Raw genomic sequence first — 26,952 nt, 5'->3', positions numbered from 1 at the left:
GAGAAAGCATATGCACTTTAATACTAAGCAATTTCTACGTAATATTCCGCTCCATTTAATGATTTTACCTGCCTTAATAGTGATCATTATTTTTAGTTATATTCCAATGGCTGGCCTTGTAATTGCCTTCCAGAATTTTTCCCCGATTTCAGGGTTTAAGAATATGAACTGGACAGGGCTCGAAAACTTTCGTTATTTGTTTGAGCTTCCCGGTTTTGGTCAGGTCGTATGGAATACTGTATTTATCTCCGTCATGAAAATTATTGCTGGCCTGACCGTGCCAGTTATAGCGGCTTTATTGCTTAATGAGGTTCGTGTAAACGGCTTCAAACGTTCGATTCAGACGATTATTTATATGCCGCACTTTTTCTCATGGGTTATCTTGGGCGGGATTATCGTAGATGTACTGTCTCCGAGCAGCGGGATTGTCAACATGCTTTTAAAAGCACTAGGCATGCAGCCTATTCAATTTCTAGCGGACAATAGCTGGTTCCCATACGTACTAGTGATCACAGATCAATGGAAGGAGTTTGGATTCGGGACGATCATTTATTTGGCGGCTTTAACCAGCATTGACTCCTCCCTTTATGAAGCTGCTGTAATCGATGGTGCCGGAAGATGGAAGCAGACCTGGCATATTACGCTTCCGGGCATTCGCCCGATTATGATCCTGATGCTTACACTCAGCCTTGGCAACGTCCTGAATGGGGGATTTGACCAAGTGTTCAACTTGTACAATCCGCTAGTGTATGAATCAGGTGATATTTTGGACACGATGATTTACCGAATTGGTCTACAGGATGCTCAGTACTCTGTATCGACCGCACTAGGATTGATAAAATCGGTAGTTTCCTTCGTATTTATCGGGCTGGGTTATTATCTGGCGTATCGTTTTGCTAAATATCGGATTTTTTAGAGAGAAAGGAGTGGACTAAATGCACCATACTTCAACTGCTTATCGTTGGTTTCTCCGCTGCAATTATGTATTTCTGACTTTGCTCGCGGTGCTTTGTCTTTTTCCAATCGTGAATATTCTGGCGATCTCTTTCAGCTCCAGCGCAGCTGTTAACGCGGGTAGCGTAACCTTCTGGCCTGTGGATTTCACTCTTTCTTCCTATAAATATATCCTTCAGAACAACCAGTTCATTCACTCCTTCGGAACTAGTCTGCTTCGGGTAGTGCTTGGGGTATCCGTTAACTTGTTGTTTACGATTCTAGTAGCTTATCCGCTGTCTAAAGAGGCAAAGTCCTTCCGCTCACGGACCGTGTATGCCTGGATTTTTGTGTTCACGATGCTCTTCAGCGGGGGTCTGATTCCTGGCTATTTAATTGTAAAAGAAATGGGGCTGCTGGATAGCATCTGGTCGCTTGTTATACCGGGCGCGGTGCCGATCTTTAATGTTCTGCTTATGCTCAATTTCTTCAGAGGTTTGCCCAAAGAATTGGAGGAAGCCGCATGGATGGATGGCGCGGGACACTTACGCACGTTATGGAGTGTGTACCTGCCGGTATCTATGCCAAGTATTGCGACCATTACGTTGTTCGCTTTGGTAGGTCACTGGAATGCATGGTTCGATGGCATGATTTATATGAGAAGCCCGGAACATTATCCGCTGGCCACCTATTTACAATCCATACTTCAGCAGGTATCGATCCAGACCGAAAATATTACTTTTGAACAAGCTGCGTTATTAAACCAAATCTCAGACCGTACAACGCAAGCCTCCCAGATCTTCTTGTCTATCATTCCGATTCTGGCGATTTATCCGTTCCTGCAAAGATATTTTGTGCATGGACTAGTCGTGGGTAGTGTAAAGGGTTAAACTGGACTGGACCTAAAAATAAGAAGGAGCCTGAACATGGCTCCTTCTTTATTATTATTCGATAGAAGAGGGAGAAAATTCCAATGAAATCATTCTCCATCGGGTGGAACCCCGATTCCATTGTGATCAAGCTGATCGGAGCTTTCCTATTGGTCATGCTTCCACTCTGCGCGCTGAGTATATCTATTACCTACTATAGCTCCAACCAAATGCAAGCTGAAGTGGAGAGGGCGAACGAATCGAAGGTTCATTTTTACTACAGCCATCTTGAATTTGAGCTGCAACGGATAACGGGCTTAGTCACGGAGTACTCTCAGGATGAAACGCTGGCTACTTTCAGTACCCGTATTCCAATTATGAGCCGGTACGAAGTGGATTCTAATCTGAACAATATATACACCAAGCTAAAACAAATCAAAGAAACCAGTCCTTATATTAGTGATGTTGTGTATTATGTACCGGAAATTAATAAGCGGGTTAGCGCTGCGGTGGGGGTTAGGGATGTAACCAACGAGGAATGGCAAAGTCTGCTGGCCACTATGGGCAATCTGAAGGGTGCTTTATCTAAATACGAAGATGACTTATATTTACTGCGTAGTAATCCTTATAACCTGGATCGCAATCTTTCACCTAATTTTTTGCTGGGAGTGAAGCTTTCCTCACCTGAGCTTGAGTTGCGTTTGAAAGAATTTGCGGTATCAGGGGGGAGCGATATTACGTTAGCCTTCGGCAATAACGATTATGTGATATCAACTTCTGACCAGAAGCCTAGGTTGTTTCCCATAGAGAAACCTCTAAATAGTGAAGAGACTGTAAGTGTGCAGCGGTATCGTTTTGATAATTCTTTTTACTATTCGCTCTACGATCACAGCAATAACTTTAGGCTGACCGCAAATATTCCCAACACGGTGCTCATGAAGCCGATTCAAGTCTACTCATTGCTGCTGTGGCTGTTGTTCGTTGTCTCGATAGTGATCATTATCTTGTTCTCTTTATGGACGTACAGGATGATTCATCGCCCGATGTCTATTCTTATCAGGGGGTTTAAGAAAGCGGAGCAGGGGCAGACGGGGATCTTTATTACTCACTCCCGCAGGGATGAGTTTGGGTATCTATATTCTCGTTTCAATGAGATGCTTAAGCATCTGAATACGTTAATCGATGAGAACTACGTGCAGCGTATCCGGACAGGGGAAGCGGAGCTTAAACATTTACAATCGCAGATCACCCCTCATTTTCTCTACAACAGTCTATTTAGCATAAAACAGATGGCTGAGGTGGAAAATGTAGAGCTGATCAAGGAGTTCTCTGATTATTTAGGGCAATATTTTCGGTACATGACCCGGGATTCCGCCCAGGAGGTTACTTTGCAGCAAGAGCAGGAGCATGCTTTGGTCTATCTGGCTATACAGCGGATTCGTTTTGGCGCGAGAATTAGAGCTGAAGTGGATGAGATTGCAGCGGATTGCCGGGACATCAAAGTCCCACGGGTTCTCCTGCAGCCCATCATTGAAAATGTATTCGAGCATGGGCTTAAGCAAAAAAGCAGCAATGGCCTATTAAAAATGAGTTATGAAAAAGTTGAGCATACGCTGACTATTATAATAGAAGATAACGGTGACTCACTTAGTGAGGACAAGTTAAATCTCTTGCAGCGCCAGTTCTCCGAGCAGAATGCCATTCAGGGGGAGATCACGGGTTTATTAAATGTAAATCAGAGATTGAGGATCAAATTTGGTTCCCCTTATGGCTTGCAGGCAGAGAGAAGCAGTTTGGGCGGACTTTGTGTAAGAGTCAATTTACCGCTTAAAGGGGACGTGCAGGATGCAACGAATGATGATAGTTGATGATGAGCCTAATATTTTGGATGGGCTGTACGAATTTTTTGTAAAGGCAGATTTTAAAGATTTGGAGATCATAAAGGTTCATTCAGCGGATCATGCCATAGACTGGCTTAATACCGTAAAAATAGATATTGTGCTTAGTGACATCTGTATGCCAGGTATGGATGGGATGGCGTTAATTCAGGAAATTGTCGACCGCTGGCCACGTTGTAAAGTAATTCTGCTGACAGGACATAATGAATTCGATTTTGCCCATCAGGCGATCCGAAATCCTTGTGTAGTCGACTATTTATTGAAGACAGAGGGGATGGATAAAATTCGTGCCGCTGTGGAGCTGACTTTGGAGAAAATATCTTCAGAAGAGGATTATTTCTATAAAAGCCAGTGGCTTCGCGATAAGCTCCCGCGCGCTCTACCCCAGTTACAGCAGCAATTATTACACGATATTCTAAGACGCACCGAACGGATAGACCGGCAGAGCTTGCAGGTTGAATTCGACGCCATTCAGCTCCCGTTCAACGCGGATGGACCCGTCCTGCCTATTATTCTGCGGATGGAGGCTTGGCGAAATTATGAAACGGCTTCAGACCGGAGCTTAATTCGTTATGCGGTAGCCAATATTGCGGAGGAGCTGCTCAGCGACAAGGTTGAAGTTAAGGCTGTGGATCTGGATCCGGGGACGATAGCTTGTTTTGTTCAGGCTAAAAGTGAAAGTGTATCCTCAATCAAGGAAGAAGAGCTCTGGTTAAAAACGCTCCGCTTCGTCCACGGAACAATGGAATCCGTTCAGCAAGCCTGTGGCAAATGTCTGCAACTATCTGTGTCTATCATCGCCAGTGATCAGGAAGTGCATTGGCATGAGCTGAACTATGCCTTGAACCGTTTACGATTAGCCATTTTTGATAGCCCCGGACTTGGGATGGAAAAGCTGCTGAGGATAAATACCAAGGAAGTGAGCCCAAGTCCAGGTTCTATGCATAATCGAAATGCAACAGCGGAACTACTGCTCGACTATTTAAAACAACGGCTGCTTGAAGGTGATCTCGATTGGGGCACATCTTTTCGCAAATGGGTGGAGCTCTCGGGGGAAGGTGGGCCGGAGGATCCTTTTTTGAGATTAAGATTAATGTCTGGGATCAGTAACACTCTGCTGCAGACTTTACAAGAGTTAGGTTTAACGGAAAAAGCACATAGCGGTATGAATTTATCACGCATGTTATATTTTAATATCAATACACACTGGTCGGATGTCATCTCTTTTTATCACACGTTTTTTGAATGGATTATCTCGAACAGAAGCGCTACCTATAAACATGATGAATCGAATATCCTGTCCATGATCCACCAATATATTAAATCCCATCTGGCTGATGATTTGTCCTTAACCCGGATTGCGCAGGAAGTCTCACTTAATCCGTCCTATCTGTCACGCTGGTATAAAAGAACGACAGGGAAGGGGATTTCTGATTATATTCTGGAGAAAAAAGTGGAGCTGAGTAAGGAGCTGCTGCTTGGAACTGCTCTAAAAATGCACGAGATCTCCGGCCAGCTCGGGTTTAGTGATCAGCACTATTTTTTTCGATTCTTCAAAAAAACCGTTGGCTGTACGCCGCAGGAATATCGAGAGCAAAAACGAGGATAAATAGCAATACCCCGAAAGACGGACACCTGTTCAGAAGGTGCATCTTTCGGGGGATGGTTTGTGGCTGTATTTTAACGATTACTTACCGAGTTGTTTGTCTACTTCTCGAACCGGATTCTCGCCAACATTCTCTTCAACCTTGTGGCTACTCATAAACCAGCCGATTACAGCGATGAGTACGAGCACAACGTAGAAGGTGGCTTTCCACCAGGTACTATGAGCGAAATCTTCGGACAGAACACCAAGTGAAGGGTGCGCCAATGTAATGACTGAGAGCTTAACACCCACCCAACCTACGATAAAGAAGGCTGCAATTTCAAGTCCTGGACGGGAATGCAGCAACTTAACGAAGAAGGAAGCTGCGAAACGCATAATGACCAGACCGATAAATCCACCGGCAAAGATGACGAGGAATTGTCCGCCATCGAGGCCTCCGATTTTTGGAAGACCACTTGCAGGAAGAGCAACCGCGAGTGCAACTGCGGCTAGGATGGAATCGACCGCGAAGGCGATGTCAGCAACTTCTACCTTCAGAACAGTAAACCAAAAGCTGGATTTCTTTTTATTGACCGCACCGTCAGTGCCGCTTTCAGCAGCTTCATCTGTGACGGGCTTCTTAAACAACAGTTTTCGGAAAATATGATTACCCGCGATAAATAATAAATAAATCGCGCCGATGGCTTGTACTTGCCAGATATCGACCAGATAGGAGATGACAAATAGCGAACCGAATCGGAACACGAAGGCCCCCGCTAATCCGTAAAACAACGCTTTTTTTCTTTCCTCATCAGGAAGGTGCTTAACCATAATTGCCAATACCAATGCGTTATCTGCGGCGAGTAGTCCCTCTAGTGCTACCAGAACAAGCAATACCCAACCGTACTCTAATAATAATCCCCAATCCATTACTGTTGTCCTCCCTTTTTGAATGCAAATATCTACCAAAAGATATCTACCCTACCATTTTAACCAAATTTATATAAAAAAGACCTTTACCAAACAGATTAGCCTTTGGAATAAAGGTCTAACCTGATTGGTAAAGGTCTCGCTAACAATGTGAATTGCCAATAAAGCCGGAGAATATCCTCATATTCTCGTATTGACGACTTTATTTAACAGCTACTCCCCTTTACGGGATATATTAAATTTTTAAGATTATTCAATGTGTTCTTGCCTAAAGAGATCATATACGAGATGAAAGTCATTGTCAATAAAAGTTGCAGAAATAAATGGATTCTATCTTTTAAGAATCCTTAAAATGGCCAGAAACATGACATGATGACGGAGAATCAACAGAGATTGAATAAAATGGAAACGGAAACATGATATATATAGGTTATATAAACTAACATTTAATATGACGAAACTGCAAACATAAGGAAAAACAGGACTTAAAAAGGGAAAACTCGATTGACGATGTAGGTTGATGAAAATATGATGAAACTAATCAAAGCAATCAAGCGAGAAATGTGTTAACTAAAATTACATGAGTTGTTCTATCGGAGTGAGTTTTACTGCGAAGAAGTACTAGTAGTTCATGCTGCATAAAATTTTTAGGAGGTGGGGAAATGCCGCAGGCGTCATCGAGGTTATCCATTGAAGCAGAGGAGGAGCTCAGCCGCCATCCCTGCTACAGTGAGGAAGCTCATCGTTTTTTTGCTAGGATGCACATCCCGGTTGCTCCCGCCTGTAACATCCAATGTAATTACTGCAACCGGAAATTCGATTGTGTGAATGAAAGCAGGCCTGGTGTAGTTAGTGAAGTGCTAACTCCAGAGCAAGCTGAACGCAAAGTGAAAGGTGTAGCCGCACAGCTGATGCAACTGTCGGTAGTTGGGATTGCAGGTCCGGGTGATCCGCTGGCGAATCCAGAACGAACCTTTGACACGTTCGAACGAGTCAAGCGGCAGGTCCCTGATGTTACCCTTTGCCTGAGTACTAATGGATTGACCCTTTACAGGCATGTAGACGCCATACTAGCGCTAGGTATCCGTCATGTCACGATCACCATCAATGCCATTGATCCCAATGTGGGCCGTGAAATTTATCCATGGGTTGTTGACGAAGGGATCCGGTACGAAGGACAAGAAGCAGCGGAGCTGCTGATCAGCCGCCAGCTTCAAGGTTTGGAGCTACTGGCGCAGCAAGGTGTTCTTGTTAAAGTTAATTCCGTTATGATTCCAGGGGTCAATGATCATCATCTCCCTGAAGTATCGCGAACAGTTAAAGCGCTCGGGGCAACTCTGCATAATGTGACGCCTTTAATTATCGCACCGGGAAGTCAGTATGAACGGGATGGGCGCAAGGCGCCGCGTCCTAAAGAACTGCACAACCTGCAGGAAGTGCTTGGGCGCGAAGGGATGAAGGTCATGCGCCATTGTCGGCAATGCCGTGCTGATGCCATTGGGCTGCTAGGTCAGGATCGTAATCAGGATTTTATATTAGAAAAGATGGATGCAAATCCAGTTATTAATGAGCGAGCTAGAGCGCTCTTTCAACGTGAACTCGATGCCAAAATCCGTCAGCGTGTCAAAGCCAAAGAGCTAAGGCAGAACTCTTTCCAGCAAGGGCAGCACACCACCAAAGTCGCTGTTGCTACACGTGGTGGGGATAAGGTCAATCAACATTTTGGCCACGCGACAGAGTTCATGGTTTATGAAACGGATGGAATAAACGTGAAACTGCTAGGTATCAGAAAGATTCAGGCCTATTGCCACGGTAAAGCGGATTGTAATGGGGATAAGAATGCCACGTTACAAGAAATTATTTCTATATTACAGGACTGTCAAATATTGCTCTGTTCTGGTATTGGCGATGTCCCTCGCGCCAGCTTAAATAAAGCCGGAGTATTGTCTCTGGTGCGTAAAGGTGAAATACAGGATGCGATTCTAGAAAGTGTGAAATTCAGCTCTTATTTTGAAAATATATCGATTTCGAAGGGATGATGAATGATGAGACAAATAGCTTTTTACGGTAAGGGCGGTATCGGTAAATCCACAACTTCGCAGAACACTTTGGCGCAGCTCGCCACTAAATTTGGTCAAAAAACAATGATCGTAGGCTGTGATCCTAAAGCGGACTCCACACGGCTGATTTTGAACACTAAAGCTCAGAATTCAGTGCTCCAATTGGCAGCAGAAAGAGGAACGGTTGAGGATTTGGAGCTTGAGGATGTAGTTCAGTTGGGATATGGCGACATTCTTAATGTGGAGTGTGGTGGACCTGAACCGGGTGTGGGTTGTGCCGGCCGCGGGATTATTACAGCTATTAATTTTTTGGAGCAGCAAGGGGCTTATGAAGGATTGGATTTTGTATCCTATGACGTACTTGGTGACGTGGTATGTGGTGGATTTGCAATGCCGATCCGTGAGAATAAAGCACAGGAAATTTATATCGTATGCTCCGGGGAAATGATGGCTATGTATGCGGCCAATAACATTGCGCGCGGAATTCTAAAGTATGCCAACAGCGGTGGCGTAAGATTGGGCGGTCTGATCTGCAACAGTCGTAATACGGACCGTGAGGATGAGCTCATTATGGAGCTGGCACGCCGTTTGAATACACAAATGATCCATTTTGTCCCGCGGAATAATGTGGTTCAGCATGCAGAGCTGCGAAGAATGACCGTAGCCCAATATAATCCTCATCATCAGCAAGCGAGAGAATATGAGATTTTGGCAGAAAAGATCCTGAATAACAATATGATGACAATCCCGACCCCGATTTCTATGGAAGAGCTGGAGGATTTACTCATGGAATTTGGTGTGATTGAGGATGAAGAGACGGCGCTGAAAAAGCTGAAGGCATCTGGCCAATAATTAGGTTCGTCCGGTGAACAGAGTAGAGAGACGGCTGTTCACCGGATCACTCTAAGGGATGAGGAGGGTTCAGAATGGGGCTTAATATCGAAGATAACCAAAAGATGCTCGAAGAGATTCTTGAGGCTTACCCGGAAAAGGCACGGAAGGATCGTCAGAAGCATTTTGAAATTAATAATGAAGAGTTAATAAACTGTGGCAAATGCGCCATCAAATCGAATATGAAGTCCCGTCCGGGGGTTATGACCCAAAGAGGATGTGCTTATGCCGGTTCGAAGGGCGTGGTCTGGGGCCCGATCAAGGATATGGTGCATATCAGCCATGGTCCTGTAGGTTGTGGGCAATATAGCTGGGGAACAAGACGGAATTATGCCAACGGAACACTGGGCATTGATAATTTTACGGCTATGCAGGTGACGAGTGATTTTCAGGAGACAGATATTGTATTTGGCGGTGACAAGAAGCTTGAAGTCATTTGCCGTGAAATTAAAGAAATGTTCCCACTGGCTAAAGGAATTTCGATCCAATCAGAGTGTCCTGTGGGGCTAATCGGAGACGATATTGAAGCGGTGTCCAAAAAAATGTCTATTGAGCTAGGTATCCCGATCATTCCCGTTCGTTGTGAAGGGTTCCGTGGGGTTAGCCAATCCTTGGGTCATCATATTGCTAACGATGCGATCCGTGATTTTCTGATGGGGAAGAAGGAGCTTGCGGAATGTGGTCCTTACGATATTAATATTATCGGAGATTATAACATCGGTGGGGACGCTTGGGCTTCACGCATTTTACTGGAGGAAATGGGTCTGCGTGTAATTGCGCAGTGGTCTGGGGATGGAACCATCAATGAATTGGCGATCGCGCATAAGGCGAAGCTCAATCTGATTCACTGTCATCGCTCCATGAACTATATGGTAACGACGATGGAGAAAGCATATGGGATTCCTTGGCTGGAATACAACTTTTTCGGGCCGACCAAAACCGCTGAAAGCCTTCGAGCCATCGCCGCAAGGTTTGATGAATATATTCAGGAAAACTGCGAGAAAGTCATCGCTAAGTACACGCCACAAATGGAGGCGATAATCTCTAAATTTAAACCCCGGCTGGAAGGTAAAAAGGTCATGCTGCTGGTAGGCGGATTACGTGCCCGCCATACACTGGGGGCTTATGAGGATCTGGGGATGGAGGTAGTGGGCACAGGTTATGAGTTCGCTCACAAGGATGATTACGAGAAGACATTTCCTGAACTTCCGGAAGGCACTATTATTTACGATGATCCAACCGCTTACGAGCTGGAAGAGCTTGCGCAAAGACTTGATATTGATCTGATGGGCTCGGGTGTGAAGGAGAAATATGTGTATCACAAGATGGGTATTCCTTTCCGGCAAATGCACTCTTGGGATTATAGTGGTCCTTACCATGGCTATGATGGGTTTAAGATTTTTGCTAAGGACATGGACATGACCATTAACAGCCCAGTGTGGAGCTTGATCAATTCAGGGAAAACAGGATCACTCCCTAAAAAGGAGGCGGGCGTATGAAGGACAAACTGGAGATCCCAGATTACAATACATTATTTCAAACTGAACCCTATGTGAAGCAACGTGAAGGGAAAAAAGCATTCGAGGCACCCTGCAGTGAGCAAGAGACAGCAGAAGCATTAGCCTACTCGAAGTCGTCTGAATATAAAGATAAGAATTTTGCCCGCACCTCACTGGTAGTTAATCCTCATAAAGCATGCCAGCCCCTAGGAGCCTTGATGGCTGCGCTGGGATTCGAAAAAACTCTGCCGTTTATACATGGCTCTCAAGGCTGCACTGCGTATTTTCGTAGTCATTTAAGCCGTCATTTCAAGGAGCCGACCCCCGCAGTTTCTTCCTCTATGACAGAAGATGGTGCGGTGTTTGGAGGGATGAACAATCTTATTGATGGTCTTGAAAATAGTGTGGCGCTCTATAAGCCAGAGATGATAGCTGTATCCACTACATGTATGGCTGAGGTTATAGGGGATGATCTGCAGGCGTTTATATCCAATGCCCGCCAGAAGGGTGCAATTTCGAACGAAATTCCAGTGCCCTACGCCAACACGCCAAGCTTTTCCGGATCACATATTACAGGTTACGACTCCATGTTAAAGTCTATCCTCAGTACCTTGTTCATCCGCTCTGGGATTGAAGCTACCCCTGGCAGTGGAGAGGGAACTGGAGAGAAGCTGAATGTCATTTTAGGGTTTGAGCCTTATACGGGGAATTTTGCGGAAATTCGAAAAATCCTTGCCGCGTTTGATACAGGCTACACCTTCCTTGGTGATCACAGCGGCAATTTTGATTCCCCGGCTACAGGTGAATATTCCTATTATTATGGGGGAACGAAGCTGGCGGATGTGCCGAAGGCAGCTAATGCGTTGGGTACTCTTTCACTTCAGAAATATTCTGTCAAAAAAACGTTGGAATACATCAGCGGCACATGGAAACAACAGACCGTTGCGATGTCGACTCCGCTGGGCATTCATGCGACAGATCGGCTAATAGAGTCTATCAGTGAATTAACGGGATTGCCCATTCCGCCTGAGCTTGTGGAAGAACGTGGCCGGGTAGTGGATGCTTTGCTCGATAGCCACCCTTATCTGCATGGCAAACGAGTGGCTTTAGTTGGCGATCCGGATTTGCTGATCGGCCTGATTGAATTCTGTCTGGAAGTGGGTATAGAGCCTATTCATATTGTGTGCTCCAATGGGGAAAACGGATTTAAAGAAGAAGCGAAAGCTCTGCTTGCTGCCAGCCCTTACGGGGCAGAAACGACGGTTCATATCGGAAATGATTTGTGGCATATGCGCTCTCTGCTGATTGATGATCCTGTGGATCTGGCCATTGGAAGCTCTCATCTTAAATTTGCTGCCAAAGATGCCGACGTTCCTTTGATCCGTGTAGGCTTCCCTGTCTTTGACCGCCATCATCTGCATCGTTATCCGATTATCGGTTATCAAGGTGCCTTGAACCTGTTAACTACTATAGTAAATACAATTCTGCAGGGGTTGGATGAGGATTCATCTGGCTTCAACCACGATCTTGTTCGTTAGTAGGAGAACGTTAAGCCGAATCGTATACTTCCGATTCATTCCCTCGTCCTCATACGGAGCCGAGCGTTGGGGAGCGGCCGGAAGTGCAATATTTATCGTAGTGACACTGAATAATTGAGCATTTTAAGCGTAAGGAGTATTCAGTTACGGGAGGTGGTACGATGGAGTCCATCAGAAACGATGTATCCGACGCGCAAGCTTGCGGGAGCTTAACTCCGAAATCGAAACCATGTCCACGCCCCAAGCCGGGCGAAGCGGCTGGGGGCTGCTCCTTTGACGGAGCCCAAATCACGCTGCTGCCGATCATGGATGCTGCGCATCTTGTCCATGGGCCGGCTGCTTGTGCCGGGAATAGCTGGGAAAGTAGAGGGGCTTTGTCAAGCGGGCCATCACTTTCACAATACGGTTTCACTACAGATCTCAACGATAACGATATTATTTTTGGCGGAGAAAAGAAACTCAAAGATAGCATTGACTATATTGCCGGGCGCTTTATGCCTCCGGCAATATTTGTATATGCGACCTGTGTGACAGCATTGATTGGCGAGGATTTGGATGCGGTATGCAAGGAAGCGGCAGGCAGATTGGGACTTCCTGTGATCCCCGTGAACAGCCCCGGATTCGTAGGCAGTAAGAATCTCGGAAATCGGCTGGCTGGAGAAGCGCTGCTACAATATGTCATTGGCACAGGTGAACCAGAAATGGAGACTCCTTTAGGTGTGAATTTGATTGGGGAGTACAATATCGCGGGTGAAATCTGGGATATCGAGAAATTAATGAAGAGTGTTGGAATTACGCTAATGTCCAGAATTACAGGGGATGCAAGATATAAGGAAATTACATGGGCACATCATGCAAAAGTGAATATGGTTGTGTGCAGCCGTGCATTGTTAGGTCTGGCAAAAGAAATGGAGGCAAGATACCACATTCCTTATTTCGAAGGCTCCTTCTATGGGGCCAAGGAGACAACTTATTCCTTACGTCAAATGGCTTATTTGCTGAATGACCGTGAGATGGAGCGGCGTGTGGATCGGTTGACGGAACGAGAGGAAAGCAGACTGATTCAGGAGCTGCGGCCCTACCGCAAGCTGCTTAAAGGAAAGAAAGCAGTTCTCTATACGGGTGGAGTAAAAAGCTGGTCGATTATTTCCGCACTGAAGGAGTTAGGCGTTCAGGTGGTAGGTGTAGGCACGAACAAAAGCACGGAAGATGATATACGGCGTATAGCGGATCGTGTTGGTGATGACACCGAATATATCCCGGAGGGCGGGGCAAGCCGAATTATCAAAACCGTCCGGGATCGTAAGGCAGATATTATGATTGCTGGCGGACGGAATATGTATGTGGCAATGAAAGAGCAGATTCCGTTTATCGATATTAATCAAGAAAGACACAAAGCCTATGCTGGTTACGAAGGTTTACTAAGGCTGGCTAAGGAGCTGACGTATTCTCTTGCTAATCCAATCTGGAAGCTGGCTGCCAGTGCCGCTCCCTGGGATAAGGAGGAACCTTCCTATGACCGTTAACAAAAGGAGTAAACCTACTTCAGTTAATCCAATCAAAATCGGTCAATCCCTTGGTTCCGTACTGGCATTTCAGGGCTGCTACAAGGCATTGCCTATTGTGCATGGTGCGCAAGGTTGTTCCGCATTTCCGAAGGCGCTGCTTACCCGGCATTTTCGCGAGCCTATAGCCGTACAGACCTCTGCTTTACAGGAGATGGATGTAATCTTTGATGCGAATCGTAATTTAGAGGAAGCTCTAAATACCATACTCAGTAAACACCGACCAGACATTATAGGCATTATTGGGACTGAGCTGACGGATGTGGCTGGAGTGGATTATCAATCCATGCTCAAGACCTATAAAAGGGAGCGGAGCATGCGGGGTGGGCTTGCTTTTTCCGTCACCTTACCAGACTTTCGTGGTTCATTGGAATCGGGGTTCAGTTCTACCGTAGAGGCGATGCTTGATGAGATGATTCAGCAGGTAGGCCATCGGGGTTCAAGGAGTGTGAATTCACGTCAGATTACCCTCTTGCCGGGATCGTTTCTGACGCCGGGTGATGTGATGGAGCTGAAAGAAATGATATCCTCCTTCGGTTTTGAGGTAATCGCTGTACCTGATATATCGACCTCTTTGTCTGGGCATCTGCTGACAGGATTTTCACCGCTAACAAGAGGTGGGGTGCCTCTAGATTCGATGCTGCAAAGCTTGCATTCGGGTCTAACCCTTGCCATCGGCGGAAGTATGGAGCGTCCAGCTAGAAGACTGCATAATGCGCTGGGAACTCCCTACAAAGTATTCGAGAGTGCTATGGGGCTTAAAGCAACGGATGATATTTTGCAATTTCTGCATCAAATTAGCGGGGAGCCGGTACAGCTTCGTTATTGCTGGCAACGAGAGAATTTATTGGATAGCATGCTGGATGCTCATTTTCAATTTGCGGGAATGTCTGCACTTGTTGCGCTGGAGCCAGATCATTTGTATACCGTATCTTCTTGGCTCGAAGAGCTGGGGGTGGAGCAAAAGGCCCTGGTCACTTCCTATGAAACTCCTTTGGTGGTTGAGATGGAACGAGAGGTATGGGTCGGTGATCTGGATGATGTTGAGTTTTTGGGTAAAGGTGCAGATTTATGGATCGGTAACTCACATGGGATAAATGGAGCGGCGCGGTTAGATGCAGCATTTATGGCGGCTGGATTTCCCGTTTGGAATGAGCTTGGTGCTTATATGGCCACTTCTGTAGGGTATCGGGGAGCGATGGAGTGGACGAATAAAGCGGCGAATCTGTTAATGCGAAGGGAGGAGGAACATCGTGAAAGTAGCATTCGCTACAGAGGATGGAATTAGAGTGAATGCCCATTTTGGGCAGAGTCCGATGTTCGCAATTTATAAAGTTACCAAAAGTGGCGGGGAGCTTATAGGTCTTCGTAAACTGCCAACGATTCTCAATCAGGATGAAGCAGGCAAAATAGAGAGTCGTCTGGAGGTGGTAGAGGATTGCACGCTAATATTCATCATGCAGATTGGAGCCTCAGCAGCGGCAAGAGTCACACGTCGTAAAATTATGCCGGTAAAGGTTCCACCAGGCAGTCCTATTGATGAGCAAGTGAAGCGGATTGTTGAAATGCTACAGGGCAAACCACCAATGTGGCTAGCCAAGGTATTACATGCTGAAAATGAAGCGGAAGGGGCGAGTGTAGATGGATCCCATAGCTAATGAGAGTGCTGCATTAAAGGTCCGGGTTGCTCCGGAAGCATCAGCATTAAAACACCGTAGTCGAACCACGGAGAAAGAGCTGAATAAAGATATAGCAGAGATGTTCATACGGCGGTTGTGTCAATTGCTTGATACAGAAGACTTTTTTGGAAGACATGCTTCTCTTTCACCACAGAAGAAGATCGAACGATTGTTTCTCGCTTCCCCTGAAGATAAGAACAAATCTGATTTTAACTGCGCGGCTTCTCCAAAAGTCCGTTTGCAGGTTCCTCTCTTGTTTCAGGCGGTGGCGGGCGTGATCGAGGAGAAGAGTGGGGTTCTGGTTCAGAGTTCATCTGAAATAAACGGGGAAGGATTTGGGCGTGCTCTTTTATATAGTGATCGGATTATTCTTGTGTTAAAAAGCTTGAGAGCAGGTTTTCCGTTTCCTTTTACCTCTGAGGAGAAAGTAATTCGCTACGGCGTTGCTTGTGTAGAAGAAGGGTTAGCCTTTATGGATAAATTTAATGAAATGACAGCTCTTTATGGAACGGATGGTCTGGAGGGTTAGATTCCAATGATGCAGCTCAGCCACAGGGAGGGAGCAACATGGAGCAGCTTGTAGGCGGCACCGAACTGGAACGATACGCTCGCCAACTGAAGCTGCTTGGAGAAGGCGGGCAGAAAGCGCTAAAAGAAGCTACAGTGATGATTGCTGGAATTGGAGGGCTTGGAGGCACTGCCGCACTTTATTTAGCTGCTGCCGGAATCGGCAAGCTGATCTTGGCGCATGAAGGAAACATTGTGCCTCCAGATTTAAATCGACAGATATTGATGGACAGTGATCATTTGGGTATGGAAAGGATGAGCACAGCCATTCAGCAGCTAAAACGTCTGAATCCAAATGTTGAAATGGAAGGATTTAATTCGAAGATTGAATACAATATGGCAAAACCTTGGGTAGAACAAGCCGATATAGTGATTGATGCACGGTATGATTTTCCGGAAAGATATACGTTGAACCGCCTATGTGTAGAAACCGGCACGCCAATGGTAGAGGCGGCGATGTATGGATTTGAGATTTCACTAACAACGGTTATACCTGGTGAAACCCCTTGCTTAGAGTGTCTTTATCCGGATGTGAATCCAGAATGGGAACCGTTTGGCTTTCCAGTATTGGGAGCGACCTCCGGAATTGCGGGTTGTCTGGCTGCGTTGGAAGCCGTAAAATGGGTTACAAGGGTAGGGACGACTTATGCGGGCGTAATGCATCGCTTCAATTCACTCGACTTCGCCTGTTACAGCGTCCATATTACCCGTAATCCGAATTGCACTTGCTGCGGAGAGGAAGGTAAACCGTGAAAAGTCTCAGGCTATGTGACACGACACTTAGGGATGGTGAACAGGCGGCTGGAGTTTCATTCACGAGGGAAGAAAAGCTGGAAATCGCAAGGTTGCTGTCGGAATGCGGAGTGGAGCAAGCAGAGGTAGGAATTCCTGCCATGGGCAAGCAAGAGCAAGAAGATATTGCGGCTATCGCTGATTTAGGTCTACCTATGAAGATGATGACTTGGAATCGGGCTTTGGAAAGTGATATCGACAAAGCTTGGGCGACGGGTGTGAACTGGAGTCATGTATCGATCCCTGTCTCGGAAATTCAATTACAAGGTAAGCTAGGTTTAACACCTGCCAAAGGTCTGACAAGATTACTGCATGCGACGGAATATGGTCAACGGCTAGGAATGACTGTGTCGGTGGGGATGGAGGACTCTTCAAGGGCAAGTATGGAGTACCTGGTTGAACTGGTAAATACATTATATAAAGAAGGCATTCGTTGGTTCCGTTATGCAGATACGGTATCTGCTCATCATCCGGGTCAAATGGCAGAGCGGGTAAGCACATTACTTAGTGCTGTTCCTGTAGATGTAGAGCTTGAGGTACACTGCCACAATGATTTTGGTCTTGCGGCTGCAAACACACTTAGCGGTATTGCCGCGGGTGCGGTCTGGGCAAGCACTACGGTAGCAGGGATTGGTGAACGTACCGGGAATGCAGCAATGGAAGAAGTAGTGATGGCTTGGCGTTATCTTTATGGCGGAGAGAGCAGCGTACGTCCGGAGTGTTTGAAAGGGCTGGCGGATAGGGTGATCACAGCCTCGGGCCGAAGTGTCGGCGATGCCAAACCAATCGTCGGATCACTCGCCTTCACACATGAATCTGGGATACATGTTGACGGTTTGTTGAAAGAAACAGCCACCTACCAGACCTTTGATCCCACAGAGGTGGGGAGAGCACATCATTTTGTGTTAGGTAAACATTCCGGAAGTGGTGGAATCATACATGTTCTGAACGCACATGGTTTAGAGGTTAGTGCTGGAACCGCGGGACGTTTGCTTGAACGGGTGAGAGACTATGCCGAAGTTAATAAAGTGAATGTGCCAGAGCTCCTCTTGGTTGAATGGCTGAGGGAGGATTGGCAACGACCGTAAGAGATATTAGTAAGAATGAATAAAGGCTGACAAGACGGGTACGAAACCTGTCTTGTCAGCCTTTTAATGTTGTTAGGATTAAGTTTATTGTGTTAGCCCTTAACCGCTCCAGCGGTAATACCCTTGGTCATCTGTTCTGTGAAGAGCAGGTAGATCAGGATGGTGGGGATAGCGATTATCGTCATAACCGCGAACTGTGCACCATAGTTGGATGAATACTCACCAGTGAATTTCATAATGGAGAAGGGAATCGTCTTAAGATCTTCCGAGGTGAGGAAGGTATTCGCCATAATGAATTCATTCCAAGTGCTGATGAAGTTGAGCACACAGATGGTTGCCAGCGCCGGTTTGGTGATGGGCAGGATGATACGGAAGATTAACCCGTAAATGCCACTGCCATCAATAACGGCGGACTCTTCAATGGCCCGTGGGATGGTCTCCAGGAACCCGGTCATAATCAGGACACTCATGGGGATGACAATGGCTGAGTAAGGCAAAATCAATGTGTACATATTGTTCAGCATCCCAAGCTTGTTAAACAGAATGAAGTTTGGCAGCAATGTGGCGTGAATGGGAATGATCATGCCTAACATGATTAGAGAGAGGACAATGCCACTTAGCTTCCATTTCATCCGGGTAAACGCATATCCCATCATCAGGGACACCAGCGCAGAGAGCATAACAGTTATCACTGTAATGATAAGACTGTTGGCAAAATAACGTGGCACACGCCCGTAGGTAAAAGCGTTTCGATAGTTCTCCCACTGGGGTGGAGAGGGCCATTTCAGAAATGAGCTTCCGAAGAACTCACCGCTCTTGAGCAGGGAATAATCGATCAACCAAATAAGCGGAAATAACTGAATCAACGCGATGATACACAGGAACACCATCATTAGAATTTTGCCCGTTGTAGGCTTTCTGCGTTCTTGTTTGTGAAGGTTTAGCTTAGGGGGTGAAGCGGCAGGCGATAAGGAATTATTCATAGGATATCCTCCGGTTACAGGGTTTCTTTAAAATTCTCCGATATCTTTCTTTAAAATCTTGTTGAGGATAACGGTTAGGATCAGGCAGAACACAATAAACAGAATCGAAATGGCATTACCATAGCCGTATAGCGATGATGAGAAGGCGGTTTTGTAAAGATAGTTCCCTAGGAACTGTGTGCTATTTGCAGGGCCACCGTTGGTCATTAAGAATACGGTTTCCATTTGCTTAAGACAGGTGGTGACGGCAATGATGATGGCAACCCGCATCATCGGCGAAAGCAGCGGAATGATGATACGCGTGTAGAGGGTAAAGTTGTTGGCGCCATCGATTCTTGCGGCTTCGCTTAAATCTTCCGGAATGCCTTGCAGACCTGAATAATACAGCAGCAGTGCATACCCAAAGCCTTGCCACATAACAACAATGATGATGCACCAGATGGCTGTCTTCGGATCACCGAGCCAATCATGCGTAAGTGCGTCCAATCCAACTCCGCTTAGCAGCTTGTTGAGCAGTCCGTAGTTCGGATGGAAAATTCCGGTCCACAGCTTGGCTGTAACGACGACGGAAATTACAGCGGGGATAAAAAAGATCGTCCGGAATATTTTTTCGTATTTGCCGGAATTGGTTAGGAATATCCCCATGAGAATGGCAAAGGGATGTTGTAAAAATACAGTGGCGGCGGTCAGGAGCAGGGCATTGACCAGCGATCTCCAGAACACTTTGTCATGAAATAGAATTTCGCGGTAGTTATCAAAGCCGATGAAATTGTATTTGCCGATTCCGCCCCAATCCGTAGAACCGTAATAAGCGCTCATGAAGATAGGGATGCAGATCATAAAAGCAAATAGGAACAGTCCAGGTGCGATGAGTAAGAATATCGCTTTTTTGTCGCTTAACACTCTGTGCATGGAAATCTCCGTCCTTTTAAAGAGTAATCTATCTATTACCATCGTAACGGGAAGCCAGGCACCGGAACATGCCGTAAATTTCAGATCGGTGTATACATTTTTTCGAAAACAAAACCCCGGCCTCTGGGGGAAGCCGGGGTTTGCGCACTGCCATCTATAAGGTTACTTCAGGAGCGCTAAGGTTCATGTTTTTTGTAGTTCTCTGGTTTATTTACCAGCGAATTTATCGGATGCAGCATCCAGTGCTTTGGCGAATTCTTCAGGGGTAATCGCATCAGAAAGCAGGCTTTGATGCGCCTCCATTACCTTTTGCTTGAACTCATCGTCACCCACATCCTGCAGTGGAGTACCGCTGGAAGAGGTCATGGAGCTGAACACTTCAATCAATTCTTTTTGCAGCTGGGTTTCGTTACCCGTTAGGAATTGATCGAATTGCTGCGCAGGTGTACCCGCGCCAGCTTGCCATAGCATTTTAGACCAATGCTCTGGAGCGAAGAAATATTTCAAGAAATCAACAGCGGCTTCAGCATGTTTGGAGTTTTTGCTGACTGCATATCCACCACCATACCAAGCGGCATCATCGGTTGCTTTACCTTTAGTTGAAGCTGGGAATGCGAAAGCACCTACGTTATTGCGGAATTCTTCAGAGAAGTTCTCGTCTGTTGCCAGACCCGACTCCCAAGCGCCCATAAAGAACATGGCAGCTTGCCCTTGTCCGAACAAGTTGCGTGCAGCACCGTAATCGGCAGTCAGCCAGCCATCGGCAAAACCTTTAGCATCGGCGAATTGCTGCATTTCAGTTGCAGCTGCAACCAGACTAGGATCTGTAAAGGATATTTTACGTGCCACAGCTTCATCCATTGTATTGAAATCGCCAGTCTGACGTTGGGCTACAAATTCATACCAGATAGGCAGTGTCCAAGCGTCCATACCATTCATAGCGATCGGGTTAATTTTCTTGGCACGAAGTGTTTTGACGGCGGCAAGCAAATCATCTGTTGTTTTTGGCACCTCGATGCCGTTGTCAGCAAATATTTTTTTGTTATAGTACATCACCATGTAGTCGGCACCACGCGGCAAGCCGTAAAGCTTACCGTCTTTACTGAAGCCGTCCATGGATCCGGACACAAACTGATTACCTTCGAAGTCAGCACTGTTCAGTTCAAGCAGCAGATCGTTATCCAGCAGCGGACTCAGGAAGGAGGGCTGACCCCAGGCTTGAATGATATCGGGAAGCTGATTGCTGGAGGCATATACTTTGATTTTTGATTTGTAAGGCTCATCTTGAAGCGCTTCCACTTCAATCTTGACGTTAGGGTTCTCTTTCATGTAAGCATCGATAATGTCTTGCTCTACCTTACCTGAACCATTGGCCCGATCCGCGAGCGCGGTGAAGAACTTCAGTGTGATTTTTTCGGCGGGTGTGTTTTCCCCTGCACTAGCTGTTGCTTCGGCAGTAGCTTCGGCCTTGTCATTTGTAGGTGCATTGGTAGCTTTCGCATTGTTATTTCCGCCACCGCAGCCTGCCAGCAGAGCTGGTAGCATTAGACTCATAAGTGCTAGCTTTATTCCTTTACCTTTCATCAAAAACCCACCTTTTTTATGAGATATATTTCCACGAGAACGGCTGTCATCAAACGAGGACGACAATGTCGTTTCTTCTTGCATCCCCATCTTAAGAGTTTATGACCGATAGAAACATGGTCCATATTTAAGAACTATGTAGGCATTTTTCAGTGATTGTAAAAAGCTGGTTCAGGGTTTAATGATTTCAGTTATACTTGGTTTACACATTTATTGATTATACATGAAGGTGGTTCTCATGAATCGAAACATCCGCTTATTAAGCCGTTATCGCCATCTTCCGCTCCAGTTTAAGCTGTTATTATGGTTTGTGCCGCTGCTTCTCGTGACTATATTTGCTATGGGGTGGAACTCCTATCAGATCTCTTCGCAGCAGGTGGTGGAGAAAATGAAACAGTCACAGGATCACCTGACCCGAAAAACAGCAGAGCAGATTGATGAGATGGTGAGGGGAATGATTTCTTTTTCCAATACACTCTTTCTGGATGAAAGTGTGCAGCGGCTCTTAGTGTCGTCAGAAGCACAAAAAGAACGTAATTCCGTATTTAAAACGGTCACCAACCTGATGGTCGCTGGCAACTCGATTCAATCCCTGATTCTATACTCTTTGGAAGACCAGAATAACGGGGCGGAGCCTTTTGCTGCGAACCAAGCCGGATTGACGACTGGCATGAAGTTCTCTAACTTTGTCCAAACCTCGTACTACAAGGAAGCCGTTGAAGCCGCAGGCAGTCCAACCTTTGGATTGTCCAGACCCACGGATGGCATATTTGTTGGTGATCATTATCATAAGATTGTACTTTCCAGAATTATCAAGAATGTATATACTTTAAAACCGGCAGGGCTAGCGGTGATCGGGGTCGATGCTGGAAAGATCGGAAGCCAATATCTAGACAACTCTGAAGATGATGTAGATATGTTTGTGGTAGATCGAGACGGACTCATCATTACGGCTTCTAACCGGAGCTGGATCGGCAAAAGAGATCTTGATCTTCCGTATTTTGCGGACAGCGACCCTAAGTTGAACCTAGAGGAGAGACTGGAGTCTACAGCGGATCACAAACAGTGGATTGTCTCGCATCTGCAGTCAGAAACGACGGGTTGGTATGTAGTGGTGGTGCATTCCAAACGGCAGCTTGTCAAAGAGCTGGGGCAGATTTCACAGGTCACGGTGACGATCGCTTTTCTGTGCTTAGCAGTTAGCTTAATGGTTACCTGGCTCGCCGCCGCCTCAATAACGAAACCGCTGAAAAAACTTTCCCGCTCCATGCGCAGATTCCAGACAGGGGATTTCACGCAGCGCGTATTTTTTGAAGGAAATGATGAGATTGGTCTCTTGGGCCATGGTTATAATCTAATGGTGCAGCGGATCAAATCGCTCATCAATGATGTATATGCCTCCAAACTGAAGCAGCAGGAAGCAGAATTGAAAACGCTTCAGGCGCAGATCAGGCCGCACTTTTTATATAACACGCTGAATACGATTTGTTGGGAAGCTGAGAAGAAGGGCGACAAAGAAATAGCGGATATGGTCTATTCGCTTTCTCAAGTATTCCGGCTGAGCTTAAATGATGGGCGGGATACGTTTACATTGGAACAGGAAGTAGAGCTTGTAAAGAATTATTTGTTCCTGCAAAAAAATCGGTTTAGAGAACGTTTTGAGTTCGAAATTACCTTGGATGAGAGTATCAAGGATTTTACAGTTCCTAAGCTGCTGCTCCAGCCACTGGCGGAAAATGCAGTGATTCATGGGATCGAGCCACTGGCTGGAAGCGGACTAATCTCGATTCGCGCCTTCCGCAAAGATAGGACTATTGTGCTCGAAGTTCAAGATAACGGGGTGGGAATCACGCCGGAAAGACTTCAGGAGCTACATCAGCGTTTAGCGAGAGGAAGCTCTATTTCGGAGGAAGAGGAGAATGCTGGACGTTCGGGGTTTGCGCTCTCGAATGTACAGGAACGTTTAGCTTTGTTTTTTGCCGGAGCCTCATTGCAAGTAGAGAGTGTAGAAGGAGCAGGCACACGTATTATCATTCATATCACTGTGGAGGGTCCCTAAATGATGAAGCTGAAGCTGCTGATTGCTGAAGACGAAGACACCATCCGTGAGGGTATCGTCAATATGATTGACTGGAATTCGCATCAGATTGAGGTAATGGGCGAAGCGGGGAACGGAAGTGAAGCGCTGGCTCTGATGGAGTCTGAACAGCCGGATTTATTGTTAACGGATATCCGCATGCCGCAGATGAATGGTCTGGAGCTAATCGAAGCTGGACGGCGTCGCGGTTACGACTTTCGCTCGATTATTTTATCTGGCTACAATGAGTTCTCTTATGCGAAACAAGCGATTGCGCTGGGGGTTGTCGATTATGTGCTGAAGCCGTGCCGGCCGGAGGAAATTCTGAAGACGGTACTCAAGGCTAAGGAGCTAATTGAAAGGCAGCGTTGTCAGGAGAATGAACAGCTAAAAAGAGATCGTTCCTGGCATAAAAATGCACCGCTTGTCAAAAGCCAAGTGCTGTCCCAATGGATTCATCATCCTCCGGTTCCGCTGGAGCGGCGGCAGGAGCTGATCGGTGAGTTAGCTATGGCTATTAGTCACGAAGGTCCGCAGATTGGGCTGGTCAGCTTTGATTTTGATCCTCCCTCTGCCGGTGGGTCTGGACAGGATTTTGTACTTTTACGTTACGCGGCCCTAAATATTATTAGTGAGACCTTGTCTCCTATCTATAAAGGAAAAATCGAGACCTTTCATGATGGCAATCTCCTGCTCTGGATCGGCAGTGGTTTAGCTGGAACGGATTCTCGCAAGTCTTACCGAACCCCCATCTATTTGAAAGAGCAGATCGGGATGCTGCAAAGCAATCTGGAGAAATACCTCAAGCTGTCAATCAGTATTGCTGTAGGCTCCTGTCGTGCGGATATTTCGGAAGCTCATCTGTCTTATAAAGAAGCGCTTCAGGCTATGGAATCTCGCTTTCTAAACGGGAAAGGCGGCGTTTATTTTTTTACAGAAGGCTCGGGAATTATTGGGGGTGGCGCACAGGAGATCGGGATTTTAGATGATCCTGAATTAAATGTGCTGGAGGATGAGATGCTTGTGGCAGTCGGTGCAGGAAGTAATGAGCTTGCCCTCGATCTGCTGGAGCAATGGCTGGAACGCTTTCGCGGAAACCCCGGATGCCTCAAGCAGGAGGTGAATATTCGGGCAACAGCTTTTGTCGTTCGCCTTAAGAGGCTTGCGCAGGAAAAACAAGTAGCTGGATTCGAATGGAAGCAGCATTTGGTCAATTGGATGGAGCAGGCACCACAGATCGAGACGCTGGAGGAATTGTCTACGATCCTGAATAAGATCATGCAGAATGTGGTGGAGGCTTTTTCTAAACATCGCCCTCTGCATCGAACAGTAGTTACAGCGCTCGAGATCATCCGTAACAAATATAATACCAATCTGTCTCTGGAGTATGTTGCGAAGGAAGCTTATGTATCTAATACTTATTTAAGTTCACTGTTCCGCCAGGAGCTGGGTGTGAATTTTCTCGATTACTTGCATCAATACCGGGTAGAAGAGGCAAAAAAGCTGCTCCGCCAAAACTTAAAAATGTACGCCGTTGCAAAGTTAGTGGGCTATGGGGAAGAACGCCACTTCAGTGCTACTTTTAAGAAATGGACCGGACTTACGCCCTCACAATATCAAAAGGGACTAGGGAAGTAGGAGTAAATTGTTATCTACTAGGCTTTGTGTGGTTAAACTCTACATATAGCTAAATAGGAGGTAACCGAGAAATGAACCCGAAATGGTGGAAAGAGAGTGTCGTGTACCAAATTTATCCGATTAGCTTCATGGATAGTAACGGAGATGGGATTGGAGACTTGCAAGGAATCATATCCAGACTGGATTATCTGCAGGATTTAGGTGTAGACGTGATTTGGGTCTGCCCTATTTATAAATCACCAAACCATGATAACGGTTATGATATCAGTGATTACTGTGACATTATGAAGGAATTTGGCACGATGGATGATTTTGACCATTTGCTGAGGGAGATGCACGCACGTGGGATGAAGCTGATGATGGATTTGGTTCTGAACCATACGTCACATGAGCACCCATGGTTTGTTGAATCTAGATCGTCGAAAGATAATCCGAAACGGGATTACTATATTTGGCGAAAAGGAAAAAATGGGGGACCCCCGAATAACTGGGAGTCTTATTTCAGTGGCTCGGTGTGGGAGCTTGATCCGCGGACGGATGAATATTACCTTCACCTTTACTCCAAATATCAGCCTGATCTGAACTGGGAGAATCCGGTGGTCATTGATAAGCTGCATGAGATGGTGGAATGGTGGCTGAAGAAGGGTGTGGACGGATTCCGCTTTGATGCCATTGCACATATCGTGAAGACGAAAGGTTACCCGGATGCGGATAATCCAGGTGGAACACCTACCGTAAGGGCTTATGGAATGTTCTCCAATCTGGCAGATGTGCATACCCTGCTACAGAATTTATATGATAAAGTGCTTTATTTCTACGATATTATGACGGTAGGAGAGACTTCAGGACTTGGACCGGAGCAGGCGCTTGATTATGTAGGTGATGGTCGCCGGGAGCTGAATATGACTTTTCAGTTTGAGCATATGTTTCTGGATGCCGCTTCGGCAGGTAGTGGAAAATGGGATGTCGTTCCATGGAGTCTACTGGAGCTGAAAAAGATTATGAGTAATTGGCAGACGGTTCTGCATGACAAAGGCTGGAATGCGAATTATCTCTGCAACCATGACCAGCCGCGCGCAGTGTCCCGGTTTGGGAACGACCTTTTTTACCGGATTCCTTCGGCTAAAATGCTGGCGACCTTCATTCACATGCTGGAAGGCACACCTTATATTTATCAAGGCGAAGAAATTGGAATGACGAATGTCTGTTTCGAATCCATTGATGAGTACCGGGATGTAGAGACGCTTAATTATTATGAAGAAAAGCGAAAAAACGGCGTTCCAGAAGAGCAGATTATGTCTGCCATTCATCATAAAAGCCGGGATAATGCCCGCACCCCGATGCAGTGGGACGATGGTCACGCAGGTGGTTTTACGACGGGGACTCCTTGGATTGAAGTAAATTCCAACTATATGGAGATCAACGCTGGCAATGCGATTAAAGATCCCGATTCCATCTACAACTACTATAAACAGCTGATTGCCCTGAGAAAAAAACACAAAGTCATCGTTTATGGAGCCTATGGGCTGCTGCTCGCAGAGCATACAGAGATATATGCGTATACTCGGACATTAGAAGATCAGCGGCTGCTGGTTATTCTGAATTTTTATGATGGAGAGCCTGTATTCGAATGGCCAGCGGAGTTCCAACCAGACAATATTGAGCTGTTAATTTCTAATTATTCCGTAGAAAAAGATGAGCAGATCCAACCGCTTAAACTTCGTCCTTATGAAGCGCGAGTATATTTGCAGCAGCTTGTGTAAGGGAAGCTACAGGAATGAGTTGTCATGAAGGGGCTGAGCGCTCCACTGTGACAACTCTTCTTTGAGTTTGTGAGTAAAAGACTGTACAATGGCGATACATT

At 46.2% G+C, this 26,952-nt stretch carries 21 protein-coding genes; 17 read left to right on the top strand and 4 right to left on the bottom strand.

Translation table 11 applies throughout. The features are described from left to right. Positions 1–10: 10 nt before the first annotated feature. From NSQ55_RS24695 to NSQ55_RS24680, 4 genes are all read left to right on the top strand, one after another. Positions 11–916, top strand: a complete 906-nt coding sequence (locus tag NSQ55_RS24695) for an ABC transporter permease subunit (protein WP_036679607.1) — start codon at positions 11–13, stop codon at positions 914–916. A 19-nt stretch (positions 917–935) separates the two neighbouring features. Continuing rightward, complete coding sequence (locus NSQ55_RS24690) at positions 936–1,823, top strand: carbohydrate ABC transporter permease (protein WP_038573097.1); 888 nt, start codon at positions 936–938, stop codon at positions 1,821–1,823. Between the two features lie 83 nt (positions 1,824–1,906). After that, positions 1,907–3,670: a histidine kinase gene (locus tag NSQ55_RS24685; RefSeq protein ID WP_076129182.1), complete on the top strand. Its 1,764-nt coding sequence runs from the start codon at positions 1,907–1,909 to the stop codon at positions 3,668–3,670. Further along, complete coding sequence (locus NSQ55_RS24680; protein WP_076129183.1) at positions 3,648–5,309, top strand: response regulator; 1,662 nt, start codon at positions 3,648–3,650, stop codon at positions 5,307–5,309. The genes NSQ55_RS24685 and NSQ55_RS24680 overlap by 23 nt, the downstream gene beginning before the upstream one ends. Positions 5,310–5,387: 78 nt before the next feature. On the opposite strand, the gene NSQ55_RS24675 is transcribed toward NSQ55_RS24680, so the two are convergent. After that, positions 5,388–6,215: a TerC family protein gene (locus NSQ55_RS24675; RefSeq protein WP_036679597.1), complete on the bottom strand. Its 828-nt coding sequence runs from the start codon at positions 6,213–6,215 to the stop codon at positions 5,388–5,390. A 662-nt stretch (positions 6,216–6,877) separates the two neighbouring features. On the opposite strand from NSQ55_RS24675, the gene nifB reads away from it, so the two are divergent. The 10 genes from nifB to NSQ55_RS24625 all read left to right on the top strand — a co-directional run bounded on the left by nifB (position 6,878) and on the right by NSQ55_RS24625 (position 17,894). After that, positions 6,878–8,254 (top strand): nitrogenase cofactor biosynthesis protein NifB, encoded by a 1,377-nt coding sequence (gene nifB / locus NSQ55_RS24670; protein ID WP_339169565.1) that lies wholly within the window; start codon positions 6,878–6,880, stop codon positions 8,252–8,254. Positions 8,255–8,257: 3 nt separating this feature from the next. Next, positions 8,258–9,127, top strand: a complete 870-nt coding sequence (gene nifH, locus NSQ55_RS24665; protein ID WP_235219430.1) for a nitrogenase iron protein — start codon at positions 8,258–8,260, stop codon at positions 9,125–9,127. Positions 9,128–9,201: 74 nt separating this feature from the next. Beyond that, on the top strand, positions 9,202–10,665 hold the full coding sequence (nifD, locus tag NSQ55_RS24660) for a nitrogenase molybdenum-iron protein alpha chain (protein ID WP_076129186.1): 1,464 nt from the start codon (positions 9,202–9,204) through the stop codon (positions 10,663–10,665). Then, positions 10,662–12,203, top strand: coding sequence for a nitrogenase molybdenum-iron protein subunit beta (gene nifK / locus NSQ55_RS24655; RefSeq protein ID WP_076303286.1), 1,542 nt, complete (start codon positions 10,662–10,664; stop codon positions 12,201–12,203). The genes nifD and nifK overlap by 4 nt, the downstream gene beginning before the upstream one ends. Before the next feature lie 161 nt (positions 12,204–12,364). Continuing rightward, a complete protein-coding gene (gene nifE / locus NSQ55_RS24650) occupies positions 12,365–13,729 on the top strand; it encodes a nitrogenase iron-molybdenum cofactor biosynthesis protein NifE (RefSeq protein WP_076303287.1) in 1,365 nt (454 codons plus the stop codon). Then, positions 13,719–15,056, top strand: a complete 1,338-nt coding sequence (gene nifN, locus NSQ55_RS24645; RefSeq protein ID WP_339169561.1) for a nitrogenase iron-molybdenum cofactor biosynthesis protein NifN — start codon at positions 13,719–13,721, stop codon at positions 15,054–15,056. Before nifE ends, nifN begins: the two co-directional genes overlap by 11 nt. Further along, positions 15,022–15,426, top strand: a complete 405-nt coding sequence (locus tag NSQ55_RS24640) for a NifB/NifX family molybdenum-iron cluster-binding protein (protein WP_076186358.1) — start codon at positions 15,022–15,024, stop codon at positions 15,424–15,426. Before nifN ends, NSQ55_RS24640 begins: the two co-directional genes overlap by 35 nt. Beyond that, the gene (locus NSQ55_RS24635) at positions 15,410–15,976 is read left to right on the top strand and encodes a DUF269 domain-containing protein (RefSeq protein ID WP_339169560.1); all 567 of its coding nucleotides are present in this window, start codon (positions 15,410–15,412) and stop codon (positions 15,974–15,976) included. The genes NSQ55_RS24640 and NSQ55_RS24635 overlap by 17 nt, the downstream gene beginning before the upstream one ends. A 38-nt stretch (positions 15,977–16,014) precedes the next feature. Continuing rightward, positions 16,015–16,767, top strand: coding sequence for a HesA/MoeB/ThiF family protein (locus tag NSQ55_RS24630; RefSeq protein ID WP_076146351.1), 753 nt, complete (start codon positions 16,015–16,017; stop codon positions 16,765–16,767). After that, positions 16,764–17,894: a homocysteine methyltransferase gene (locus NSQ55_RS24625; protein WP_280753694.1), complete on the top strand. Its 1,131-nt coding sequence runs from the start codon at positions 16,764–16,766 to the stop codon at positions 17,892–17,894. The genes NSQ55_RS24630 and NSQ55_RS24625 overlap by 4 nt, the downstream gene beginning before the upstream one ends. A gap of 92 nt (positions 17,895–17,986) precedes the next feature. Here the strand turns inward: NSQ55_RS24625 and NSQ55_RS24620 are convergent, their stop codons facing one another. The 3 genes from NSQ55_RS24620 to NSQ55_RS24610 all read right to left on the bottom strand — a co-directional run bounded on the left by NSQ55_RS24620 (position 17,987) and on the right by NSQ55_RS24610 (position 21,373). Next, positions 17,987–18,877: a carbohydrate ABC transporter permease gene (locus NSQ55_RS24620; protein WP_036679567.1), complete on the bottom strand. Its 891-nt coding sequence runs from the start codon at positions 18,875–18,877 to the stop codon at positions 17,987–17,989. A 27-nt stretch (positions 18,878–18,904) separates the two neighbouring features. After that, on the bottom strand, positions 18,905–19,789 hold the full coding sequence (locus NSQ55_RS24615) for a sugar ABC transporter permease (RefSeq protein ID WP_036679565.1): 885 nt from the start codon (positions 19,787–19,789) through the stop codon (positions 18,905–18,907). Positions 19,790–19,996: 207 nt separating this feature from the next. Next, positions 19,997–21,373 carry an extracellular solute-binding protein gene (locus NSQ55_RS24610; protein ID WP_076186349.1) on the bottom strand — a complete coding sequence of 459 codons (1,377 nt, stop codon included), beginning with the start codon at positions 21,371–21,373 and terminating at the stop codon, positions 19,997–19,999. A 238-nt stretch (positions 21,374–21,611) separates the two neighbouring features. Here NSQ55_RS24610 and NSQ55_RS24605 point away from each other — a divergent pair, with 238 nt between their 5' ends. The 3 genes from NSQ55_RS24605 to NSQ55_RS24595 all read left to right on the top strand — a co-directional run bounded on the left by NSQ55_RS24605 (position 21,612) and on the right by NSQ55_RS24595 (position 26,851). Then, positions 21,612–23,432 (top strand): sensor histidine kinase, encoded by a 1,821-nt coding sequence (locus NSQ55_RS24605; RefSeq protein ID WP_339169554.1) that lies wholly within the window; start codon positions 21,612–21,614, stop codon positions 23,430–23,432. Next, positions 23,433–25,088, top strand: a complete 1,656-nt coding sequence (locus NSQ55_RS24600) for a response regulator (RefSeq protein WP_076279957.1) — start codon at positions 23,433–23,435, stop codon at positions 25,086–25,088. Between the two features lie 71 nt (positions 25,089–25,159). Continuing rightward, positions 25,160–26,851, top strand: coding sequence for an alpha-glucosidase (locus NSQ55_RS24595; RefSeq protein WP_076186343.1), 1,692 nt, complete (start codon positions 25,160–25,162; stop codon positions 26,849–26,851). Positions 26,852–26,952: the final 101 nt, after the last annotated feature.

Origin of the sequence: Paenibacillus sp. FSL H7-0943 (genome assembly GCF_037963265.1) — a bacterium.
Taxonomy (GTDB): Bacteria; Bacillota; Bacilli; order Paenibacillales; family Paenibacillaceae; genus Paenibacillus_AQ; species Paenibacillus_AQ odorifer.
This window is presented reverse-complemented; position numbering and strand designations above follow the sequence as displayed.

Excerpts from the sequence above, each read along its gene's own strand:
- NSQ55_RS24695 (WP_036679607.1), top strand. The coding sequence starts at position 11 with ATGCACTTTAATACTAAGCAATTTCTACGTAATATTCCGCTCCATTTA.
- NSQ55_RS24630 (WP_076146351.1), top strand. The coding sequence starts at position 16,015 with ATGGAGCAGCTTGTAGGCGGCACCGAACTGGAACGATACGCTCGCCAA.
- NSQ55_RS24620 (WP_036679567.1), bottom strand. The coding sequence starts at position 18,877 with ATGAATAATTCCTTATCGCCTGCCGCTTCACCCCCTAAGCTAAACCTT.
- nifB (WP_339169565.1), top strand. The coding sequence starts at position 6,878 with ATGCCGCAGGCGTCATCGAGGTTATCCATTGAAGCAGAGGAGGAGCTC.
- NSQ55_RS24675 (WP_036679597.1), bottom strand. The coding sequence starts at position 6,215 with ATGGATTGGGGATTATTATTAGAGTACGGTTGGGTATTGCTTGTTCTG.
- nifN (WP_339169561.1), top strand. The coding sequence starts at position 13,719 with ATGACCGTTAACAAAAGGAGTAAACCTACTTCAGTTAATCCAATCAAA.
- NSQ55_RS24685 (WP_076129182.1), top strand. The coding sequence starts at position 1,907 with ATGAAATCATTCTCCATCGGGTGGAACCCCGATTCCATTGTGATCAAG.
- nifK (WP_076303286.1), top strand. The coding sequence starts at position 10,662 with ATGAAGGACAAACTGGAGATCCCAGATTACAATACATTATTTCAAACT.
- NSQ55_RS24615 (WP_036679565.1), bottom strand. The coding sequence starts at position 19,789 with ATGCACAGAGTGTTAAGCGACAAAAAAGCGATATTCTTACTCATCGCA.
- NSQ55_RS24610 (WP_076186349.1), bottom strand. The coding sequence starts at position 21,373 with ATGAAAGGTAAAGGAATAAAGCTAGCACTTATGAGTCTAATGCTACCA.
- NSQ55_RS24595 (WP_076186343.1), top strand. The coding sequence starts at position 25,160 with ATGAACCCGAAATGGTGGAAAGAGAGTGTCGTGTACCAAATTTATCCG.
- nifD (WP_076129186.1), top strand. The coding sequence starts at position 9,202 with ATGGGGCTTAATATCGAAGATAACCAAAAGATGCTCGAAGAGATTCTT.
- NSQ55_RS24635 (WP_339169560.1), top strand. The coding sequence starts at position 15,410 with ATGGATCCCATAGCTAATGAGAGTGCTGCATTAAAGGTCCGGGTTGCT.
- NSQ55_RS24680 (WP_076129183.1), top strand. The coding sequence starts at position 3,648 with ATGCAACGAATGATGATAGTTGATGATGAGCCTAATATTTTGGATGGG.
- NSQ55_RS24690 (WP_038573097.1), top strand. The coding sequence starts at position 936 with ATGCACCATACTTCAACTGCTTATCGTTGGTTTCTCCGCTGCAATTAT.
- nifH (WP_235219430.1), top strand. The coding sequence starts at position 8,258 with ATGATGAGACAAATAGCTTTTTACGGTAAGGGCGGTATCGGTAAATCC.
- nifE (WP_076303287.1), top strand. The coding sequence starts at position 12,365 with ATGGAGTCCATCAGAAACGATGTATCCGACGCGCAAGCTTGCGGGAGC.
- NSQ55_RS24605 (WP_339169554.1), top strand. The coding sequence starts at position 21,612 with ATGAATCGAAACATCCGCTTATTAAGCCGTTATCGCCATCTTCCGCTC.
- NSQ55_RS24600 (WP_076279957.1), top strand. The coding sequence starts at position 23,433 with ATGATGAAGCTGAAGCTGCTGATTGCTGAAGACGAAGACACCATCCGT.